The organism is Bradyrhizobium sp., from assembly GCF_049512235.1.
Lineage (GTDB): Bacteria > Pseudomonadota > Alphaproteobacteria > Rhizobiales > Xanthobacteraceae > Bradyrhizobium.
In genome coordinates this window covers 1-6,120 of record NZ_JBEKXH010000389.1, presented here as the reverse complement: position 1 = coordinate 6,120, position 6,120 = coordinate 1, and the positions used below count along the sequence as shown (strand labels likewise).

Genomic DNA, 6,120 nt, shown 5'->3' with positions numbered 1-6,120 from the left:
GAGATGGCGCACGATTTTCGCCTGCCCATTATCCGGCTGATCGAAGGTTCCGGCGGCGGCGGCTCGGTCAAAACCATTGAAACCAAGGGCGCCGCCAATCTGCCGGGCGGCATCGGCGGCACCCGCTGGTACGCGTACACGACGGCGAACATGGCCCGCGTGCCGGTGGTGGGATTGGGGCTCGGCTCGGTCGCAGGACTGGGCGCGGCGCGGCTCGCCGCCAGCCATTATTCGGTGATGACAAAAAGCTCGGCGATGTTCGTCGCGGGGCCGCCGGTGGTAAAGCGGCTCGGCCAGGATCTCAGCAAGCAGGAACTTGGCGGCGCCGAGATCCAGACCAGGGCCGGTGGCGTCGATGATGCCGTCGCTAGCGAGGAGGAAGCCTTTGAGCGCGCCAAGCGCTTCCTCTCTTATCTGCCCTCGTCGGTCTATGAACTGCCGCCGACGCTAGCTGCCGACGACGATCCGGGACGATCGGAGGAATCGCTGATCGAGGCGGTGCCGCGCAACCGCCGCCAAGTCTACAAGATGCGCCCGATCATCCATGCCGTTGTCGACAAGGGTTCGTTCTTCGAGATGGGCGCGAATTTCGGCCGCTCGATCATTGCCGGCTTTGCCCGGCTGGAGGGCCGCGCCGTGCTGCTTTTGGCCGGCGATCCCTATCACTACGGTGGCTCGTGGACCGCGGATGCCTGCCAGAAGGTGGTGCGGTTCGCCGATCTCGCCGAAACCTTCCACCTCCCGGTCGTTTATCTGATGGATTGTCCGGGTTTCATGATCGGGCTCGACGCCGAGAAGGCGGCGACCATCCGCCACGGCGTGCGCGCGATGGCCGCCGTCAACCAGACCACCGTGCCCTGGTGCACCATCATCGTGCGCAATTCCTTCGGCGTCGCCGGCGTCGTGCATCAGCCGGCGGACCGCTTCTCGCTGCGCTATGCCTGGCCCTCGGCCTATTGGGGCTCGCTGCCGCTGGAAGGCGGCATCGAGGCAGCCTATAGCGCCGACATCGACGCGGCGGACGATCCCCAAGCCAAGCTGAAGGAGATCGAGGATCGTCTCAACAAGCTGCGCTCGCCGTTCCGCTCGGCGGAAAAATTCTGGGTCGAGGAGATCATCGACCCGCGCAAGACCCGTTCGCTGTTGTGCGAATTCGCCCGGCTGGCGGAGCCGCTGCGCACGCCGGGGCCGGCGACGAACATGAAGATCAGGCCGTAGTGAGAAGCGAATAGCGAGTAGAACCTTTCTATTCGCTACTCGCTATTCGCTATTCGCCCTCTTACACCGCCAATGGCTTAGGCACCTTCGAGATCGCCAGCACGATCAGCGCCGCGACAACGCACAGCGCGCCGGCGGCGAAGAAGGCGGGCAGATAGCTTGCCAGCAAGGTGCGCGACAGGCCGGCGCCGAACGCCGCCACGCCGGCGCCCAGTTGGTGGCCGGCAAAAATCCAGCCGAACACCAGGTTGGCGCGGTCCGGGCCGAACCGTTGGGCGGTCAGCCGCACCGTCGGCGGCACGGTGGCGATCCAGTCCAGTCCATAGAACATCGCAAACAGCGACAGGCCGTAGAACGAGAAATCGGAGAACGGCAGGAACAACAGCGACAGGCCGCGCAGGCCGTAATACCAGAACAAGAGAAAGCGGTTGTCGTAACGGTCCGACAGCCAGCCCGAGACGATGGTGCCGAAGAAATCGAATACGCCCATGGCGGCGAGCAGGCTCGCAGCCTGGACCTGCGGAATACCGAAATCGAGGCACATCGGGATCAGGTGAACCTGGATCAGGCCGTTGGTGGAGGCGCCGCAGATGAAGAAGGTGGCGAACAGGATCCAGAACACGCGCGTCTTCGCCGCATCGCGCAGCGTGCCAAGTGCCGCGGCCATGATCGGCGCACGGTTTGGAGGCGGCAGCGGCAACGGCTCCTTGCCTTCGTCGCCGAACGGTCGCAAGCCGACATCGCTGGGCCGGTCGCGCATCACCATCAGAACCGCAAAAGCTGCGACGGCGAGCATGACACACATCAGCCCCAGCGCCGTGCGCCAGCCCAGCCGTTCGGTCAGGCTCGCCAGCAGCGGCAGGAACACCAACTGGCCCGTTGCCGCGCTCGCGGTAAGAATGCCGACCACCAGCCCGCGCCGCGCGGAAAACCACCGCGCCGCGACGGTGGCGCCCAGCACCAGCGCGGTCATGCCGGTGCCGATGCCGACCACGACGCCCCACAGCACCATCAGCTGCCAGACCTTGGTCATGGCCAGCGATATCACCAGCGCCGAGACCACGGTCAGCAGCGCCGACAGCGTCACGTTGCGCAGGCCGTAGCGGTTCAGCAGCGCCGCGGCGAACGGCGCCATCAGCCCGAACAGGATGAAGCGGATCGACAGCGCCGAGGAAATCTCCGCGGTGGTCCAGCCGAACTCCTTCTGCAGCGGCACGATGAAAACGCCGGGCGCGCCGACCGCGCCGGCACTGATCAGCGCGGTCAGAAAGGTCACCCCGACCATCACCCAGCCGTAATGGATGTTACGGCGGGCGAGGGCGGCCGACAGCCAATTCGAGATCATGAAGTTTCCTGGCCGGAGGTCCGGATTCTGATGAGGCTTAAGTTGGCGATGATCTTAGGCGCATCAGTGCATGATGCGCTCCACCGCGATCGCGGTGGCCTCGCCGCCGCCGATGCAGAGCGCCGCGACGCCGCGCCTGAGGTGGTGGGCTGCGAGCGCGTGCAGCAGCGTCACGATCAGCCGCGCACCGGTGGCGCCGATCGGATGGCCGAGCGCACAGGCCCCGCCATTGATGTTCAGCTTCTCGCGGGGGATCCCGAGATCGCGCTGCGCCGCCATCGCCACGACAGCGAAGGCCTCGTTGATCTCGAACAGATCGACGTCGCCGACGCTCCAGCCGACCTTGTCGAGCAGCTTGCGGATCGCCGGGATCGGCGCCGTGGTGAACCATTGCGGTTCCTGGCTGTGGGTGGCGTGGCCCCTGATCTCGGCGAGAACCGGCAGGCCATCGCGATCGGCGCGCGATCGCTTTGCCAGAATCAGCGCCGCGGCGCCATCGGCATTGGCGGAGGAGGCCGCCGGTGTGATGGTGCCGTTGGCGCGGAAGGCCGGCTTCAGCCCGGGAATCTTGGCAGGATCGACCTTCAGCGGATGCTCGTCATTGGCGATGATGCGCGGGCCGGCTTTTTCGCTCACGGTGACCGGGACGATCTCGGCCTTGAATGCGCCGCTTTCGACCGCCTTGCGGGCGCGCGTCAGCGTCTCCATTGCGTAGGCGTCCTGGGTGCTACGGGTGAACTGATAGGCTTCCGCCGTGGCTTCGCCGAAATCGCCCATCGAACGGCCGCTCTCATAGGCATCCTCGAGGCCGTCCAGGAACATGTGGTCGATGATGCGGTCATGACCGGCGCGGTAGCCGCCGCGCGCCTTGGCCAGCAAATAGGGCGCGTTGGTCATGCTCTCCATGCCGCCGGACAGCACGATCTCGGCGGAACCCGCGTTGATGATGTCATGCGCCAGCATGGTGGCCTTCATGCCGGAGCCGCAGACCTTGTTGACGGTGGTGGCGCCGGTCGCATCCCTCAGCCCGGCGCCGCGCGCGGCCTGTCGCGCCGGCGCCTGACCTTGTCCGGCCGGCAGCACGCAACCCATCAAGACTTCGTCGATCCGGTCGGGCGACAGTCCGGCCCGCTCGACGGCGGCGCCGATCACGTGGGAACCGAGCTGGTGGGCGCTAAAGGGCGAAAGATCGCCCATGAACCTGCCCAGCGGTGTGCGGGCGGCGGAAACGATGACGACGGAATCGGAAACTGCGGCCATGGCGAAGGCTCCTGCATTGATCGGGAAGGGTCATTTAAATTATGTTCATCATATGATGCGCCGCAAAAAATGCAACGGCGGTGGCTGATAAATTCTCGCGAGGTAGAGGCCTGGGGCCTGGGCTTGCCTGCTCAGGGCGTCGGACCAGGGGGTCGCGAGAGGATTGCACGGCGCATCGGAAATGGCTCAACTAGGCCCAATACTGTTCTGGCCATACTCCTCACGCCCTGGTCGCGAGACACGGTTCGCCATGCAAGATCAAATCGCCAGAACTGTCGGAGCCCTATTCATAAGCAGAGATGGCAAAGTGCTTCTCGGCCTGCGCGCGCCCTCGAAAAAGGCTTGGCCGCGCCATTGGGATACGATCGGCGGGCGCGTAGAGGACGGCGAGAGCCTCGATGAAGCTTCCGACTATCCTCTGTTTGCCCAGTCGGCCATGACGGGGAAGGCAACCTAGTGCCACCTAGCGCCCGATCCTGCAATCCCCTGGGAACGCCGTTGAGGCGGCGGCCGTCGCATCGCGATCCCGCGGGCGCGAACAAACCACGGCCCCGCTCGCCCGGCTCACGCTGGCGGAAGCGCCTCGATCGCCTTGTAGACCGAGGTTACCGCGCCCTCCTGCCAGCCCGGCAGATAGCTGTAGGCATCGCCTGCCAGATAGAGTTGCCCCTGAGGCTTGATGATCGTCCGGTAGATTGCCGGCTGGCTGGAGGCGGTCGGGCCGGGCCAACCGCCGACCTGGAACGGCATGTACTGCCAGGCGATGGTAAGGCCTCTGTCGGTGTAGATCTCACTTTTGAAGCCGGGCTCGTTTGGTCCGGTGGAAGGGTGCAGGTGCTGGCCGCCTTCCAGCGCCTCGGCGATACGCTCCTTCTGCGTCAAATTGCCGAACGCTGTCGCTGTGCGACCGCGGTTGTAGGCACCGGTCAGCACGCCGGTGGGGGCATTGAAATCCTCCGAAGGGTACCAGATTTGCCCGATGTCGTCGTCGGTCCAGCTGATCCCGCCGTAGATGTGGTTTTGCTTCTCCCAGAAGCGGGTCCTCGCCTGCCAGCCCACCTTGATCGCCGGGGTCTGCTCGACCTCGCCCAACGCATCCTTGAAGTACTTGGGAAATTGACCGTCACCGTCGGCAAGGATTCCCTTCAGAAGGTTCGGCGCCATGGTCGAAATGCAAAAATCCGCGACCTCGACATGGCCATTGGTTACGACACGGATTTTCTTTGTTCCGGGGACGTTGTCGATGCGTGTCACGGGATACTCCAACAGAACGAGGTCGCCGACATAGCGGACGTGCCGTCCTCGCATCTCGCGCTCACGCGGATCGTTCGGGTGCAGCCTGATCGCCGCCTCGGGAATGGGCTGCAGCAGAAGCCGTTGCCAGATCCGATCCATGCCGCCCACCGGCTGCATCAGCGAATTCTGCCACACAATATTGTCGGCGTTAAACAGAAACGAGCCCGGCGTGAACTCCGGATCGCCACCACCGACAAAGCCCGATCCCAGCACCTCGTCCAGAGGCACCTTGTCCTTGATCGAGCCTGGGGTATCCCATCCACCCGGAAGCTCGCGGTAACCGAGCCGGGCGGATGACGGGAATTCACACTTGTCGTCCAGATCGCCGAATTGCTTGAGCAGATTGATCATGGCGCTTTTTTTGGGATCGCAGGTGTGATCTTCGATCTTCGCCCATTTGGCGGCGAGCTCGCCTCTCGTGCTGTAGGTGATCTGATTGTACGCAATGGGCTGGCCATCCCTGAATTTCTTGCTCCTCAGCAAATTGTAATTCGATTGAAAGATGTAGGGCTCCAGCTCGACACCGATCTCGCCGCAAAGTTGCAGCAGCGCCGCATGGTCGCTGGGGATCCGCCCCGGTCCGGCATTGAGGAACAGCTCGACAGGGGGTTTGCCCTTCTCCGGGATCCAGGTGTCGTCCGCGAACCTGCAGATCTGTTGCTCGCGTGCCGGCCCCTCCTTCTCTAGATAGCGGGAAACGTACATGTCCGGGAACAGGCGCTGTGGATTGTATTTATTGAACCACCATCGTTTGTAGGCCCCGTGCTGACCGTTGTCGTCGTCCGGCCGCACCGTCAGGCTGCGTCCACCGTAGCGGCTATCGGCCTCATAGATGGTGACCTAGAAGCCGGATCTCGCCAGTTTCCAGCCGGCGGTCAAACCGGCCTTGCCGGCGCCGATGACCGCAACGGTCCGGCCTTTGCCGAAATCCCGCGGCAGATCCGGCGTGGCGGCGCGTGCCGGTCGCATTCCGAGCGGCGGCAGGGCTGCACCTGCCGCCA

At 64.4% G+C, this 6,120-nt stretch carries 5 protein-coding genes; 2 read left to right on the top strand and 3 right to left on the bottom strand.

Annotated features, from left to right (window positions below; all coding sequences use genetic code 11):
• On the top strand, positions 1-1,218 hold a 1,218-nt coding region (locus tag ABSG20_RS27200), incomplete at its 5' end, for an acyl-CoA carboxylase subunit beta (protein WP_423867573.1).
• Positions 1,219-1,279: 61 nt separating this feature from the next.
• Here ABSG20_RS27200 and ABSG20_RS27195 read toward each other — a convergent pair.
• Entirely contained in the window at positions 1,280-2,563 is a 1,284-nt protein-coding gene (locus tag ABSG20_RS27195; protein ID WP_423867572.1) for an MFS transporter, read from the bottom strand.
• A 63-nt stretch (positions 2,564-2,626) separates the two neighbouring features.
• Positions 2,627-3,823 (bottom strand): acetyl-CoA C-acyltransferase, encoded by a 1,197-nt coding sequence (locus ABSG20_RS27190; protein WP_423867571.1) that lies wholly within the window; start codon positions 3,821-3,823, stop codon positions 2,627-2,629.
• A 181-nt stretch (positions 3,824-4,004) separates the two neighbouring features.
• On the opposite strand from ABSG20_RS27190, the gene ABSG20_RS27185 reads away from it, so the two are divergent.
• Positions 4,005-4,280 (top strand): NUDIX hydrolase, encoded by a 276-nt coding sequence (locus ABSG20_RS27185; protein WP_423867570.1) that lies wholly within the window; start codon positions 4,005-4,007, stop codon positions 4,278-4,280.
• A gap of 107 nt (positions 4,281-4,387) precedes the next feature.
• On the opposite strand, the gene ABSG20_RS27180 is transcribed toward ABSG20_RS27185, so the two are convergent.
• A complete protein-coding gene (locus ABSG20_RS27180; protein WP_423867569.1) occupies positions 4,388-5,911 on the bottom strand; it encodes a flavin monoamine oxidase family protein in 1,524 nt (507 codons plus the stop codon).
• Between the last annotated feature and the right edge of the window lie 209 nt (positions 5,912-6,120).

Bases quoted from the DNA above. Each gene is read 5' to 3' on its own strand.
- ABSG20_RS27195 (WP_423867572.1), bottom strand. From the start codon at position 2,563: ATGATCTCGAATTGGCTGTCGGCCGCCCTCGCCCGCCGTAACATCCAT.
- ABSG20_RS27190 (WP_423867571.1), bottom strand. From the start codon at position 3,823: ATGGCCGCAGTTTCCGATTCCGTCGTCATCGTTTCCGCCGCCCGCACA.
- ABSG20_RS27185 (WP_423867570.1), top strand. From the start codon at position 4,005: ATGGCTCAACTAGGCCCAATACTGTTCTGGCCATACTCCTCACGCCCT.